Source organism: Vibrio genomosp. F10 str. ZF-129, from assembly GCF_000287055.2.
GTDB lineage: Bacteria > Pseudomonadota > Gammaproteobacteria > Enterobacterales > Vibrionaceae > Vibrio.
Genome location: NZ_AJYQ02000038.1, coordinates 162,681 through 176,675 on the forward strand (window position 1 = coordinate 162,681; position 13,995 = coordinate 176,675).

At 42.7% G+C, this 13,995-nt stretch carries 12 protein-coding genes; 5 read left to right on the top strand and 7 right to left on the bottom strand.

The features are described from left to right. The first annotated feature begins 31 nt into the window (after positions 1-31). Complete coding sequence (locus A1QO_RS05645) at positions 32-409, top strand: hypothetical protein (RefSeq protein WP_017038664.1); 378 nt, start codon at positions 32-34, stop codon at positions 407-409. A 172-nt stretch (positions 410-581) separates the two neighbouring features. On the opposite strand, the gene A1QO_RS05650 is transcribed toward A1QO_RS05645, so the two are convergent. After that, the gene (locus A1QO_RS05650) at positions 582-1,772 is read right to left on the bottom strand and encodes an amino acid aminotransferase (RefSeq protein ID WP_026026949.1); all 1,191 of its coding nucleotides are present in this window, start codon (positions 1,770-1,772) and stop codon (positions 582-584) included. Positions 1,773-1,984: 212 nt separating this feature from the next. Next, on the bottom strand, positions 1,985-3,433 hold the full coding sequence (locus A1QO_RS05655; RefSeq protein ID WP_017040257.1) for an HD-GYP domain-containing protein: 1,449 nt from the start codon (positions 3,431-3,433) through the stop codon (positions 1,985-1,987). Positions 3,434-3,735: 302 nt separating this feature from the next. Here A1QO_RS05655 and A1QO_RS05660 point away from each other — a divergent pair, with 302 nt between their 5' ends. Continuing rightward, entirely contained in the window at positions 3,736-4,842 is a 1,107-nt protein-coding gene (locus A1QO_RS05660; protein ID WP_017034408.1) for a GGDEF domain-containing protein, read from the top strand. A gap of 89 nt (positions 4,843-4,931) precedes the next feature. Here A1QO_RS05660 and asnS read toward each other — a convergent pair whose 3' ends face one another. Next, complete coding sequence (gene asnS / locus A1QO_RS05665; protein WP_017040256.1) at positions 4,932-6,332, bottom strand: asparagine--tRNA ligase; 1,401 nt, start codon at positions 6,330-6,332, stop codon at positions 4,932-4,934. A gap of 203 nt (positions 6,333-6,535) precedes the next feature. Next, the gene (locus A1QO_RS05670; protein WP_017038661.1) at positions 6,536-8,155 is read right to left on the bottom strand and encodes a methyl-accepting chemotaxis protein; all 1,620 of its coding nucleotides are present in this window, start codon (positions 8,153-8,155) and stop codon (positions 6,536-6,538) included. A 330-nt stretch (positions 8,156-8,485) separates the two neighbouring features. On the opposite strand from A1QO_RS05670, the gene queD reads away from it, so the two are divergent. Both queD and A1QO_RS05680 read left to right on the top strand, forming a co-directional pair. Beyond that, entirely contained in the window at positions 8,486-8,851 is a 366-nt protein-coding gene (queD, locus tag A1QO_RS05675; RefSeq protein ID WP_017034411.1) for a 6-carboxytetrahydropterin synthase QueD, read from the top strand. A 158-nt stretch (positions 8,852-9,009) separates the two neighbouring features. Further along, positions 9,010-9,684 carry a hypothetical protein gene (locus A1QO_RS05680; RefSeq protein ID WP_017038660.1) on the top strand — a complete coding sequence of 225 codons (675 nt, stop codon included), beginning with the start codon at positions 9,010-9,012 and terminating at the stop codon, positions 9,682-9,684. Positions 9,685-9,749: 65 nt separating this feature from the next. On the opposite strand, the gene A1QO_RS05685 is transcribed toward A1QO_RS05680, so the two are convergent. The 3 genes from A1QO_RS05685 to A1QO_RS05695 all read right to left on the bottom strand — a co-directional run bounded on the left by A1QO_RS05685 (position 9,750) and on the right by A1QO_RS05695 (position 13,410). Next, positions 9,750-11,111, bottom strand: a complete 1,362-nt coding sequence (locus A1QO_RS05685; RefSeq protein ID WP_017034413.1) for an L-serine ammonia-lyase — start codon at positions 11,109-11,111, stop codon at positions 9,750-9,752. A 78-nt stretch (positions 11,112-11,189) separates the two neighbouring features. Then, complete coding sequence (locus A1QO_RS05690; protein ID WP_017040255.1) at positions 11,190-12,443, bottom strand: aromatic amino acid transport family protein; 1,254 nt, start codon at positions 12,441-12,443, stop codon at positions 11,190-11,192. Positions 12,444-12,756: 313 nt separating this feature from the next. Then, the gene (locus A1QO_RS05695; protein WP_050989647.1) at positions 12,757-13,410 is read right to left on the bottom strand and encodes a CoA pyrophosphatase; all 654 of its coding nucleotides are present in this window, start codon (positions 13,408-13,410) and stop codon (positions 12,757-12,759) included. A gap of 41 nt (positions 13,411-13,451) precedes the next feature. Between A1QO_RS05695 and A1QO_RS05700 the strand changes: the two genes are divergently transcribed. After that, the gene (locus A1QO_RS05700; protein ID WP_017034416.1) at positions 13,452-13,994 is read left to right on the top strand and encodes a heme NO-binding domain-containing protein; all 543 of its coding nucleotides are present in this window, start codon (positions 13,452-13,454) and stop codon (positions 13,992-13,994) included. Position 13,995 lies beyond the last annotated feature (1 nt).

The following is a 13,995-nucleotide window of genomic DNA, read 5'->3' on the forward strand; positions in this document are numbered from 1 at the left end:
AACACAGAGCGGTTAACTGAATGAGAATGCAATGGATAAACAGGAAGAACAGTGCATAGTTTTTGACTATACGTCTTTTCTTGGCGCGTCATGCACGAAAACATGGACGTTCGTTGAAGCTTTAAGGGCGCTCGCTCCGACATTGACTCAGAAACTGAGTGGCACAGACAAACCACGGATGTCTGTCGAGGAACGCTTGTGGGCGTCTGCATTACAATCCTTATCTCCAAGCTATAGCGATGAAGTTAATTTGTTGACACTGGTCGAATTGGCCAAAGAAGAGGGGATAGATCAACTTAAAGTCGTGATGCCTTACTCTTTAGAAAAAGAGCAAATTGAGGCGATACAGCAGCAATGCCAGTTTGCTGTTACTAGCCAGCAGCAAGAAGAATTTATACTGTACTTCTAACGCCAGTGTTAGGCTGAACGTATCATTAAGTGTCCTAGTGACGAAATTCCAGATATAAAAAGAGTCAGCAATTATGCTGACTCTTTTTTGTATCGGCCTTACTCATTGAGAAATCAGTAGGGATGGCTTTTATTCGGTACAAGCCATTTTTACTGGAAAAAACAAAGCAACATTAAAGAACGGCTGCAATGCCTTTACAAAGTGGTCCCATGTTAGATTTTGTCATACCAGCAACGCTGATTCGGCCTGATCCAACAATATAGATCGCAAATTCTTCTTTTAAGCGAGTCACTTGCTCTTTAGATAGGCCAGAGAATGAGAACATACCATTTTGGCGCTCGATAAAGCTAAAGTCAGAGTTAACGCCTTCCGCTTTCAGTGTCGCAACGAATAGCTCACGCATCTCTTGGATACGATCTCGCATTTCGGCAACTTCTTGCTCCCATTCTGCACGAAGTTCAGTGTTATTCAGAATGTGAGTAACAACGGCACTACCATGAGCTGGTGGGTTTGAGTAAATAGAACGAATGATGGCTTTTACTTGAGAAAATGCGGTTTCAGAGACAGCAGCCGATTCAGAAACCAAAGTGAAAGCACCAACACGTTCATTGTATAGACCGAAATTCTTAGAAAATGAGCTCGCAACGAGAATTTCGTTGTTGTATTTAGCAAAAGTACGCAGACCAATCGCATCGTCTTCAACGCCTTTAGCAAAACCTTGGTAAGCAAAATCAAACATCGGCAGCAAACCTTTGTCTGCAATCAGTTTAGCCAATACTTCCCACTCTTCTTCTGTTGGGTCAATACCCGTTGGGTTATGGCAGCACCCATGAAGCAGAACCACATCACCTGCAGAAGCCGTGTTTAGATCAGCGACCATACCTGCAAAATCTTTGTCTTTGGTTTCAGCGTTGTAGTAACCGTATTGAGCCGTTTCAATACCGGCAGCCGCGAAAACACCGTTATGGTTGGCCCAAGTAGGGTTGCTGATCCAAATTTTCACATCACCGAGTTGACGTTTTATGAATTCGCCAGCAACGCGAAGTGCACCTGTACCGCCTGGCGCTTGTGCTGTTTTTGCTCTTTTTTGAGCGACAATGTCTGAATCAGCACCGAAAAGCAGTTTTTGAACAGCTAGGCCGTACTCAGCTGTGCCTTCAATGGTCAGGTAAGATTTAGTTTTCTCAGTTTCAAGCAGCGCTGCTTCCGCTTTTTTTACCGTTGCAAGAACCGGCGTTTCACCGGCTTCATTTTTGTAAATGCCAACACCAAGGTTAATCTTTTCAGAGCGTGTATCTTTCTTAAACTCTTCTGTCAGGCCAAGGATAGGGTCAGCGGGAGCTGCGAGAACTTTTTCAAACATAATCTTCATCCGTGTTAGGTTAGGGTGGTATTCATTACTCCTTTATTTATACCTTTGTGCGCCTTTTGAAACAACCGAAACAAAACAGAAAATGACAAAAAAATGCGACAGTCGTAATTTTGTTGCTGGAATCGCTATTTGCATTAGAACTCACCCATAGTTTTATCCCTTTTTGACGCCCAAATGTCCCTAAAATTTATATTCAACACGCCCTAATCTTGATGATCACGAGCGATCTGAATGAACTGCTCTTCAATGGCGATGAATGCATCCACAACAGATGGGTCAAAGTGAAGCCCTTTACCTTCAATAATGATCGACCGAGCTTCTTCATGACTAAAGGCGGGTTTGTACACTCGTTTGGAGATTAAGGCGTCATACACATCGGCTAATGCCATCAGTCTGCCAGATAGAGGAATGTCTTCCCCTTTCAATTGGTTAGGATAACCGCTGCCGTTCCACTTTTCATGATGGGTGAGGGAAATCTCTTTTGCCAGTATCAAGAAGGAGGTCGTGCCCAGTTGTTCCTCTGCCATAGAGAGAGCTTGCGCCCCAATTTCTGGATGCTGCTTCATTATTTCAAATTCTTGTTCCGTTAATTTGCCAGGCTTGAGTAGTACATTATCTGGAACCCCAACTTTTCCTACATCGTGCAGCGGCGCGGATTTATAGAGAAGCTCAATGTAGTCAGGAGAGAGCAGCTGCTCGTAACGTTTGTCGTGGCTCAATTCTGTCGCCAGTGCTTTAACATATTCTTGTGTGCGCATAATGTGTGCGCCGGTTTCATTGTCACGAGATTCCGCAAGAGCCGACAAACTCATAATGGCAACATCACGAGTCACCTTAACCTCATCTTGAGAAGATTGAAGACTATCAAGCATTTGGTTGGTTAAGTAAGCCATTGACCCCAGTTCATTATGCTCAAAGACAGGGAGACGTGTATTTATGTTTCCTTGGGTCACTTCAATGAGAGAGCACTCTTGGCTTAATAATATTTTCTTCATCAGTTTTGTCCATAGATACAAAATTACTCCTGCATAACCGCCTAAGACGAAAGAAATATAGATAAACTCCTTGATCACACTTAACTGGCCTGATCCATCTAACAAGCGGTCCGGTCTATGTTGTAGCCAGAAAATATCTTTTAACGCAACCATGGCTAACATCGTGGTGAGAGTGATGAGTAATAAGGCCATCATCATAATCATTTGCTTGACTATGGACTCACGTTGACCCGCTAATACTTCGCTCTCATTTCGATTATCTTGCCATAATTCAAAGTGCGCTATTTTTGAGTGGAGTTGCAAAATCGTGCCGGTAAAAAAACCAAACAGCGTCATACCGAAGAGAACTTTAAGATTGCTTTCTATTGGAAAGTCGTAGCTGAAGTTATAAAACAGCGCGAGTGGAATACTGAAAATAAAGAACAGTAGAGGCTCAGATTGGGTTACATTTTGTGTTGCCCAAGAGTCATGGCTCATTGATAGTCGATGACGAACAAACCACATGAAAGTAAAAGTAATCCCAACATGAACCAGTATTTCGTTGGCCGTTAATGTCTCTAGCATAGGGCAGACTCGTCCCCCATAGATAGCAAAGATGACACCAGCAAGAATGTACATTTTGAGAGTTAGTGAAACATTGTACCGATAGTTTGTCATAGCCTAGTTACCATATTTTTGGTCTATTTGTTAGTTTACTCGTTGAAACCAATTCTGCCTTTAAGTAGACCGAGTAAGTAATAAAACGCTTTCAAATTTGCTTATCATTATCATCATCCCGTTGAGCAACCAGTGCTGTTGCAGCTTGTATGGAGAGAGGTGACATTGAGGATAGAGCGTCACACAGAGCAAATTGTGACATGTTAGAGTGTGCTGTACTGTAATTACTGTTATTATTATTATCAGTAATTATTTTCCTGTTGTTGAATGCCCACTTACCGATTGTAAAGGAAATAACATTAGTGTCTCTAAAAACACATAATTTTGTTGCTGAAAAGCTTGTAGAAGTCGTGGAAGATAAACATCGTCGACAAAGAATGATGGTGAATGCGCTAACGGTTTTGGGCTTGTTCTTTCTTACTCTTTTTAGCTTGTTTAACTTTAATAATCAAAATATTACTCTTGCCAGTATTTTAGCTTTTTTTTCTGTTTCCGGCCTAGCTAACATCTACGTTATGAGCCGGTGGAGAAATGCAGGTTTGATCGTATTAACGACGATTATCTATTCACTTTCAACGATATTGGTCGTTTCTGGGGGCTATCAAAATACAGGTTCCCTTTGGGTTTATCCGCTAGCTGCTATCAGTATTTTCATTAATCATTTTCGCCAAGGGCTCATTCTAAATACTTTTTTTATTGGCGTATTAACCTTATTGATCGTTAATGATTGGCTCATTGCTGACTATAACGATGTGATGAAAATTCGTTTTATTATTACTTTATCTGCACTGAGTGGTATGTGTCATATTTTGATCTATTTTCAAAATAAAGCAGATGATTACATATTGAAAATGCATGAAGAAGGTATCCATAACTTAGCCTATTTTGATGGATTGACTCAATTAGCCAACCGAGCCACTTTTCGTTCTATATTAGGCCGTACAATGCAAAGAATATCGACTCAGCGTTCTGCCTTAATATACATTGACCTCGATAACTTTAAGCAGATCAACGATGATTATGGACACGATACTGGAGATAGTGTGCTCGTAGACTTTGGTTACCATTTAAAGAGGATTGCTAGCGATAGAATAGGGGATGGATTAAGCCAGTATGATGTGGCGAGGTTAGGTGGTGATGAGTTTGCGGTTTTTGTTAAACAGGCACCACGTGGAGAAAATAACGTCGTTACGCTAGCGGATGATGTGATTGATCTGTTTTCAAATGATCGACTAGAAAGCCTTAGAGGTCTGAAACACTCAATGTCTGCAAGTATTGGCGTTGTATTTACCTCAGAAGAACAAACGAATTTATACGACAGTTTAAGAGTGGCTGATCAAGCAATGTACGAAGCGAAAAAAGCGAGAAAAGGTCAGGTTAGGATCATTGACCTAGAACAAACCATATAAATAAACGATATAAATAGCTGGATAGACATGAAAATAAAAAGCCGGACATCAAATTGTGATGGCCGGCTTTTAAAGTTCTATCAAACGGTTTAGAAGTTTGCTGAACGCGGAGTACGTGGGAATGGAATCACGTCACGAACGTTACCCATACCTGTTACGTAAGAGACTAGACGCTCGAAACCAAGACCGAAACCAGCGTGTGGCACTGTGCCGTATTTACGTAGATCGCGGTACCAGCTCATGTGCTCTGGGTCGATACCCATTGCGATCATACGCTCATCTAGAATGTCTAGACGCTCTTCACGTTGCGCACCACCAATGATTTCACCGATGCCTGGTGCAAGTACGTCCATTGCTGCAACGGTTTTTCCGTCGTCGTTTAAGCGCATGTAGAAAGCTTTGATGTCTTTCGGGTAGTTCTTAACGATAACCGGTGCTTTGAAGTGCTCTTCAGCTAGGTAACGCTCATGTTCAGAAGACATGTCGATGCCCCACTCAACGTCAAACTCAAATTTCTTACCAGAGTCTAGTAGGATTTGGATTGCGTCGGTGTAGTCAACCTGTGCGAAATCAGCGTCAACGAATTGCTCTAGACGAGTAATTGCTTGCTTGTCGATGCGAGAAGCGAAGAACTCAAGGTCGTCGCGTCGCTCTTCAAGAACAGCAGCGAACACATACTTAAGCATGTCTTCAGCCAGTTTTGCTACATCGTCAAGGTCTGCAAACGCAACTTCAGGCTCAACCATCCAGAATTCTGCTAGGTGGCGGCTTGTGTTTGAGTTTTCAGCACGGAACGTTGGGCCGAAGGTGTAAACCTTGCTGAGTGCACAAGCGTAAGCTTCCGCGTTAAGTTGGCCAGATACGGTTAGGAACGTCTCTTTGCCGAAGAAATCTTCGTTGAAGTCGACGTCGCCTTTTTCAGTGCGTGGTAGGTTTTCCATGTCTAGCGTAGAAACGCGGAACATTTCACCAGCGCCTTCTGCATCAGATGCAGTGATAAGCGGAGCAGAAGTCCAGAAGAAGCCTTGCTCGTGGTAGAAACGGTGAATCGCTTGAGATAGACAGTTACGTACACGTGCTACCGCGCCGATCACGTTTGTACGTGGACGTAGGTGAGCAACTTCACGAAGGTATTCGATAGAGTGACGTGTCTTAGCCATTGGGTAAGTGTCAGCATCTTCAACCCAACCAACGACTTTAACGTCGGTTGCAGCGAGTTCGAAGTCTTGGCCTTTTGCAGGAGACTCAACAATCTTACCTGTTACTTCAACAGAGCAGCCAGTCGTTAGCTTTAATACTTCGTTTTCGTAATTATTAAGATTATTAGGGACCACGGCCTGAATCGGGTCGAAACAAGAGCCGTCATAAATGGCAAGGAAAGAGATTCCAGCTTTGGAATCACGACGTGAACGGATCCAGCCTCGAACAGTGACTTCACTGTCTACCGCTAGCTTGCCGCCAAGTACGTCTGTTACAGGCGCGTAAGTCATGTTGGTTTCATTCTCCATAAAGGGATAAATCACCCAGTGCCGCTGATCGCTTGCTCTCTAGGTCAACTCGTTTGTCAACAAAGATAAAGAAGCAGAACTTACAGCACTAGGGCAGTTAAAACATTGTAATCGATAGGACATATTACCTGTCATATCGAGAGCTTCAACCTTTATTATCCTTCATCCGGCGAATATTTATCCATTCATGTGGATTTCTTGTCTGAAAGGGTGAATTGGTTTAATAAAGCTTCTAAACGGTCAGATAATTGCTCAAGATTTATACTGATTTCACGCGTTTGTGTTGCGGAACTCGACGTGTCATCAGAGTGACGAGTGATGACGTCTATTTTTCCGAGTATATCTTGGTTAATTTGAGTGCTGACTTGACTTTGTTGTTGAATACTGTCTGCGTGATTTAATGCTTGCTGCATTTCAGTAACCACTTCGTTCATTGCAGAAGATAAAGCATCAATAACGGTGGACCGTTGATGTGCCTGATCACAAACATTGTCGACAGAGAGCAGCGAGCCTTCACTATTTGATTGAAGCTCGGAAATAATACGTTCAATACTGTCCGTCGCTTCTGATGTCCGACTCGCAAGCTGTCTGACCTCGTCGGCAACAACTGCAAACCCACGTCCTTGCTCTCCAGCTCGTGCCGCTTCTATTGCCGCATTCAGTGCCAGTAAATTGGTCTGGTCAGCAATCCCCTTAATCACAGCCAAAATACTAGAAACTTCATTGGTTTGGTTGTTAAGTTGCAGAATATTGTCTTTAACGTTCTCAATATCGCCGACAAGGTTTTTAACACCGTCACTCGCTTGGTGTGCTTGGTTTGCACTGTCTTTAGCAATTGTGGTGGTATGTTTAATTAACGATGACGCATCGACAGTCGCTTGTTCCACTTGATTTTGCTGATTTTGCATTTGTTCAATATTGGCTTGCACATCAGCAGTTTCTTGTTGTTGGTTATTTGCAGCATGATCGGTGATTTTAGCAACATCAATTAGAGTCGCCGCCGATGCGGACAAGCTGTGGGAAGTTTCTTGCACTTTACTTAAGCTATCACTCACGGTAGACATGAACGAATTAATCGCATTAGAAAGGTCGCCAATTTCATCATTTTTTGTGTTACGTACGCGTTTTGACAGATCTTTTGTTTGACTGACAGATTGCATGAATTGGGAAGTGCGTTGAATCGGGCGAACAATCGTTTTTCGGATAACAACGAGTGTGATGAGAAAACCCACAAATGAAATCAGCGCGGTGATTCCCAAAGCAAAGATGGTTTGGCTATTAATGAGTTTGTTCACGTTGGTTAAGTTGTACTCTAAACGAATCGCTCCTAGTACTTCACCTTCGGAAGCCAAGTGGCAAGACACACAGTTGGTCCCGCGGTAATTTTCGCTCGATTTCATCGGCAGCGCGACGACAATCCCATTGCCCCATTCACCCGAATACGGTTCAATCACGGTTTCACCGGCAAGCGCTCTGCGATCAATGTCATCGCTTGGTTGTTGGTTTGCTTTACCTTCTCCATATATTTTGCTGACTGCATCCGCGCGTAGCACTTTGACGTTTTCAATGCCCTCTTGGGCCATCGCTTTCTCTCTCAATGTCTCTTTTTGAGCCATGGTACCCGTGAGCATCATCATGTTAAGGCTATCGAAATAGTTGCTCGCTTTTTCATGCAGTTGTTCACTGAGTACCGAGTTGATCAGGTTGCGCTGCTGGATGTATTGATAACCAGTAGATACCGATAATACCAGTGTAGAGACGGAGATTAAGGTCACGAGTAGTTTGAAGCTGACGGATATTTTCATAATGTTATTTTTATAGTTTTTTAACAGACGTCTCTAATATACCTTGTTTGAAGTAAGGTTAATATGGTGGGTGTATTGTTGATGTGATATGTGACATAAGGTTTCATTGTAAATGTGATGTTAGCATCTTGTGATGTCGCTGTTTTTCATGTGATACATGTACAAATGATAAATGCCAAGTCTTATGAACCAAGTTTAAGTGTCAAGGGTAGCGGTAACACTGGGTGCTTGAAGGGCCCAGTTAAGTGGTATAATTTCTCTTAACTAAACGTTGTCACAACGTGGGTTATTTCTTACTATTGCGCGTCGTTAAAAACCTAGAGAATAAAAATGAAAGCTGAATTGTACAAAGAGTTTATGTTTGAAGCTGCACACCATCTGCCACATGTACCAGAAGGGCACAAGTGTGGTCGTCTTCATGGACACTCTTTTTTGGTTCGTCTTTTTGTTGAAGGTGAGGTGGATCCCCACACTGGTTGGGTGATTGATTTTTCAGAAATTAAAGAAGCATTTAAGCCGATTTATGATCGCCTTGATCACTACTACCTAAATGATATTAAAGGGTTAGAGAACCCGACTAGTGAAGTTTTAGCTAAGTGGATTTGGCTAGAATTGAAACCAAGTCTTCCGCTGCTGAGTAAAGTTGAGATTAAAGAGACCTGCACGGCGGGTTGTATTTATGTTGGTGAAAATTAAGCATTAACAAGAATGGTATAAAAAGCGAAGCAGGTCTTCGCTTTTTTTTCGCCTAAGCACTCTCGTTACCGCACTCGCGTTAACATCAAACTGACGTTGTGGTTCTGGCTAATTAAGGGTAAAAGTACTTAGGTGAAGCACAAAGGGAACTTGTTTTTATGATGTTACGACTCTCAATCATTGTTCAATCCGTATTAGCCATAGCGATTCTATATCTAGGTTTTGCTATTCATGGTTTTACCGAAAAAGTCGGTGAAGTCGTCGATAAATACCCGCAAATGGTCACAGATATTAGTAATATTACCGATAAACTCGAAATAAAAGAATGGTTGCTGTTTGCTGAACATGTTGAAGCTATTGCTCCACAGATTTTGGTCGCGGTTAACGATGTGAATAAGACGCTGGTGGAAGTGAACCAGACGGTGGATTCTGTTGACAAGAAAATTCCTGCTATCGTGTCAGAATTTACTGCGTATCGCGAGAACACTATCCCATCAGCCCTAGCTGAAATGAAACATTACCGTGTTGATGTCGTTCCAGCTGCAGTCAATGAACTCAAGAAATACCGGATAGATGTTATTCCTCCTGCCTTGTTAGAAAGTAAAGCGTACCGTTCAACGGTGATACCGAATGTCTTAACAGAATCCAATAACCTACGAAGCGATATCCCGCCCATGCTCGCCAAAGCCGATGAGATTATTGATAAGACACAGCAAATAGCCGCAGAAGCGACACAAGGCGCAGTGAAAGGGGTAGTGTTATCCCCAATAAACCTACTTCGAGGTGCTGGCGATGAAATACGATCTAAGGTGACTCTTGATTCTTTAGAATAATAAAAAGCCCAGGCTATATGCTTGGGCTCCATCTTCGATAAGTGCAAAACTAGAAAGGTAGGTTTCTAACAAACGACCTTGATAGCCAATCCACCTTGAGAGGTTTCACGGTATTTTGCGTTCATGTCTTTACCCGTTTCCAGCATGGTTTCAATCACTTTATCAAGCGAAACGCGAGGAGCAGAAGAGCGACGCAATGCCATACGAGTCGAGTTGATCGCTTTAACCGCCGCAATACCATTTCGCTCAATACATGGCACTTGAACCTGGCCAGCGACGGGGTCACAGGTTAAGCCTAGGTTATGTTCCATAGCGATTTCTGCAGCCATACATACTTGCTCAGGGCTTCCACCCATAAGCTCAGCAAGGCCAGCAGCAGCCATAGAGCAAGCCACACCGACTTCACCTTGACAGCCGACTTCGGCACCAGAGATAGAAGCATTACGTTTATACAAACCGCCGATAGCACCCGAGGCTGCAAAATAGCGTGTGTAATCTTTTTCGGTCACGGTTTGAATGAATTTATCGTAGTAAGCAAGAACCGCCGGAATGATGCCACAAGCACCATTTGTCGGTGCTGTCACGACACGGCCGCCAGCCGCATTTTCTTCATTAACGGCAAAGGCAAACATGTTTACCCAGTCAACCACCGCCATAGGATCGGTTGTGGTCTTTTCAGACGTCATTAACAATTGGCGCAGAGCAGGAGCACGACGTGGCACACGCAGTGGACCAGGAAGAATACCTTCGGTGCTCATCCCACGATCCATGCATTCGCGCATGGTTTTCCAAATGTTCGCGTAGTATGTGCGAGATTCTTCATCAGAATGGAGTGACTTTTCGTTTTCCATCACCAATGTACTGATGGACAAACCACTCTCTTTACACTGTTCAATCAGTTGCTCAGCTGAGGTGAATTCGTACGGCACTTTAATGGGATTTTGATCTTCTTTACCAAAGTTTTCTTCATCAACGATGAAGCCACCGCCGATAGAGTAATACGTTTTTGAGTAAGCAACGTCTTCCTCGATCCAAGCGTGTATCTGCATGCCATTTTCGTGAAGAGATAAGTTTGAAGTATGGAAATTCATTCCGCCATCTTTTGGAAAAGAGACAGTATGGCAATGCATACCTACAGGCAGACGCTCTGTTTCTTCAACACGAGCGATAAAGCCTGGAATGGAATCGATATCGACTTTTTCAGGGGAATTTCCAGCAAGACCCATGATGATGGCGATATCGGTGTGGTGACCTTTCCCTGTCAGTGATAATGATCCATAAACGTCCACGGTGATTTTAGTAATGTCGCGCAATTTTCCCATTGAGCGTAAATCATCAATAAATTCTTTACCCGCTTTCATTGGTCCTACTGTGTGTGAGCTTGAAGGACCAACACCGATTTTATAGATGTCGAATACACTGATCATATTTGAAACCTCATTAGAAAAGGCTCCTGATCTGGAGCCTAATTATAGTTATTATATCTAATCAAGATTAGATTCGGCTTAGAATATACCGTTTATTGCAGAAGTTACAGCAGCAAGACCACAAATCGCTGTGAAGATTTGAGCCGCTTTAGATGTTTTGTATTTTGCCATTGCTGGGACTTTGTTCATCGCAAAAATAGGCATTAGGAACAAGATTGCAGCAATCATTGGTGCACCCAGTTCTTCGATCATTCCTAAAATATCTGGGTTGATGATGGCAACAGCCCAAGTTGTCAGTACGATGAAGATAAGTGAACCTTTCTCGATCTTAGCTTCAGAAGCTTTAGTGCGAGATTTTGCAAGACCAACTAGACCTTCTTGAGCACCAAGGAAGTGACCGAAGTAGCTTGAAGTGATTGCAGCGAATGCAACAAAAGGACCCAAGATTGAGATGAATGGGGATTCATGAATGTTCGCTAGGTAAGACAGAACACTGATGTTCTCAGCTTGCGCTTGTGTAAGTTGCTCTGGTGATAGAGATAAAACCACAGAGAATACGAAGAACATGACAAAACCCATCAGCATCATTGCCGCACCACCAGTAATGGCATCGGTTTTCTTAACGGCATTGTCACCGTGAGTCAGACGTTGCTGTTTAGCAAATTGGCTGATGATAGGGCTGTGGTTGAATGAGAACACAATCATTGGAAGTGCTAGCCAAATCATTACTGGCATCGAGCTCCAATCAGGGCTGACGGCAATCATTGACGTATTCCACTCAGGGATAAGGTAGAACGACAATGCAAGCAGGATAGCAACCAGTGGGTAAACCAGTGCTGAAGTGACTTTCAGCATCAGTTCTTTACCAAACAAGATACCCGCCGTCATCATTGCAATCAGCGAGCCAGACAGTAACCAACGTGGAATCGATTCCATGCCCATTTGATTCACTAAGAAAGAATCAACGGTGTTTGTGATACCCACACCGTAAATAAGCACAATAGGGTAAATCGCAAAAAAGTAAGCAAAAGTGATGAGGTTTGCGCCAGTTTTACCAAAGTGCTCTTCAACAGTATCACTGATATCTGCATTCGGATTTTTAGAAGATAGAACGAAACGAGCCAATGATTTGTGTGCGAACCAAGTCATTGGAAACGCTATTAACGCAAGAATTGCAAGGGTCCAAAAACCACCGGCACCAGCGCGAATTGGAAGAAATAGTACACCAGCACCAACAGCAGTACCGAAAAGTGAAAGACACCAAGTAAAATCTTTATAAGTCCACTTTGATGAAGTTTGTACAGCCGTAGCTGAAGAAGTTTGTGTAGTCATTAAAAGTACTCATTTTAGGGGAACAGGAAATAAGTTGAGTGCATTGTGCATAGATTTGTTGCACAAATATTAGATCTAGATCATGTATTTGCTTGGATTATAAACCTATCAATAAAAACAACGTTTAGGTCACGTAATTTACGTGCTACTCATTATTTAAATTGGAGTTACAGATTAGTTTAATTAATGGGTTGGGTGGCTGGGTTAACTTTATCTTCGGATTTGCTAGCCTAAAGGCAACCGTTTGCTCTCGTTTCGGATGAATTAAACTAATTAAAATAGAAGGGCGATCAAAGAAAAATCGAGCTGAAGATTAGTTGTTTATCATAATGTGTTGTTGCATGGCGTGGATGATTTGAGCCGTCATTCCCCAAATGAAATGATTTTTGTAAGGCAAAGCGAAAACACGGTGATGATCTTTATTGACCGTAAAAAGGTAGCTGTGAAGTTGCTTTTTATCGAGCATGTAGCTGACCGGCATTTCAAAGGCTTCATCCACTTCATTTGGGTCAATCGACTTAGAATGGTTCGGGTTGATGAAGGCGAGTACAGGCGTGACAGAAAAATGACTGACGGTTGTTAGCTCGGGCATTTGACCAAAAATTTCGATGTGCTCTGGGGCGATACCAACTTCTTCCTGAGTTTCACGAACCGCAGTGAATAAGATGGATGGATCGCTTTTTTCGTATTTCCCTCCAGGAAAGCTGATTTGCCCAGGGTGGTGCTTTAAATGCTTGGCTCGCTTTGTCAGGACGACTGATAACCCGTGAGGCCTTTCGATAAACCCCACTAATACAGAAGCTTTTCTCAGTGGGCGCTGGGCCAATGCTGACACCCGTTTGGTTGATTCTACGTGGTATTTGACCGGCTGCTGAAACTGAAATTTTTGAATTAGGTTATTTTTATTAAGTTCAAACAACGTATTTGCCTCAGAATTGGATTTGTAAAAGACCCACTTATGGATCATGCTTTTAACTGTGTTGTTTATCATAAGGATAGCCCATAAAGATGAAAGGACTTATTTTTACGGAATTTATGGAGCTGGTTGAGCGTGAGTTTGGCTTAGAAGTACTGGATACGATACTTGATGAGGCAGGAGACAGTGGTATTTACACTTCGGTCGGAAGCTATGATCATAAAGCGTTGGTGAAGCTCATTGTCACTTTGAGTAAAAAAACTGATATTCCAAGCGAACAGTTGCAGGAAGTGTTTGGTCAATCAGTGTTTATTACTCTGTATAAATCGATGCCAGATAATGCTGAACTGAATCAATGCGCCAGTTCGTTTCAATTTATCCGCCATGTAGAAGATTACATCCATTTAGAGGTGAAAAAACTTTACCCTGACGCTAAACCGCCCTCATTTGATTTTATCTCTGAGACACAAACAGAGATGGTGTTTGATTATAAGAGTGCACGGTGCATGTCTCATGTTTGCCTTGGTTTGATAAAAGGGTGCGCAGAGCATTTTAATGAGAGTGTGAACATAGCGACACAAAGTCAAACAACGAATCATGATCATGTTCGATTTACGCTTACTCTTGGCTCTTGAC

Excerpts from the sequence above, each read along its gene's own strand:
- queD (WP_017034411.1), top strand. The coding sequence starts at position 8,486 with ATGAAAGCTGAATTGTACAAAGAGTTTATGTTTGAAGCTGCACACCAT.
- asnS (WP_017040256.1), bottom strand. The coding sequence starts at position 6,332 with ATGACTTACGCGCCTGTAACAGACGTACTTGGCGGCAAGCTAGCGGTA.
- A1QO_RS05700 (WP_017034416.1), top strand. The coding sequence starts at position 13,452 with ATGAAAGGACTTATTTTTACGGAATTTATGGAGCTGGTTGAGCGTGAG.
- A1QO_RS05680 (WP_017038660.1), top strand. The coding sequence starts at position 9,010 with ATGATGTTACGACTCTCAATCATTGTTCAATCCGTATTAGCCATAGCG.
- A1QO_RS05670 (WP_017038661.1), bottom strand. The coding sequence starts at position 8,155 with ATGAAAATATCCGTCAGCTTCAAACTACTCGTGACCTTAATCTCCGTC.
- A1QO_RS05650 (WP_026026949.1), bottom strand. The coding sequence starts at position 1,772 with ATGTTTGAAAAAGTTCTCGCAGCTCCCGCTGACCCTATCCTTGGCCTG.
- A1QO_RS05655 (WP_017040257.1), bottom strand. The coding sequence starts at position 3,433 with ATGACAAACTATCGGTACAATGTTTCACTAACTCTCAAAATGTACATT.
- A1QO_RS05685 (WP_017034413.1), bottom strand. The coding sequence starts at position 11,111 with ATGATCAGTGTATTCGACATCTATAAAATCGGTGTTGGTCCTTCAAGC.
- A1QO_RS05645 (WP_017038664.1), top strand. The coding sequence starts at position 32 with ATGGATAAACAGGAAGAACAGTGCATAGTTTTTGACTATACGTCTTTT.
- A1QO_RS05695 (WP_050989647.1), bottom strand. The coding sequence starts at position 13,410 with ATGATCCATAAGTGGGTCTTTTACAAATCCAATTCTGAGGCAAATACG.
- A1QO_RS05690 (WP_017040255.1), bottom strand. The coding sequence starts at position 12,443 with ATGACTACACAAACTTCTTCAGCTACGGCTGTACAAACTTCATCAAAG.